Raw genomic sequence first — 235 nt, 5'->3', positions numbered from 1 at the left:
CTGGATCAGGAACGTCCGCAGCGGCTCCTTGCCGGCGTCGATCATCGTCAACAGGCGGTTGGTGTCGAAGGACGTGCCCATCGGCGAGCCGGATGGCGCGGGCGTTCCGGCCGGCGTCACGATCTCCTCGGCGAGGCCCTGGGGCGGCGGGGCGGCGGCTTCCGGCGGATCGGCGCTCGAGCCGCCTTCGACGGCGGCGAACATCGGATCCGGCGCCGGGCCCGCGGTCTGCGCC

The 235-nt window shown here is 74.5% G+C and carries 1 protein-coding gene; it reads right to left on the bottom strand.

Annotated elements, in window-relative coordinates; genetic code table 11:
* On the bottom strand, window positions 1-204 hold a 204-nt coding region (locus tag SB660_RS23830), incomplete at its 3' end, for a hypothetical protein (RefSeq protein WP_410585076.1).
* Between the last annotated feature and the right edge of the window lie 31 nt (window positions 205-235).

The sequence above is a fragment of the Bacillus sp. SIMBA_005 genome (assembly GCF_046535585.1).
GTDB classification, from domain to species: Bacteria; Bacillota; Bacilli; order Bacillales; family Bacillaceae; genus Bacillus; species Bacillus pumilus.
Note: the sequence above shows the minus strand (reverse complement) of the source record. Positions and strands in the feature narration are given on the sequence as shown.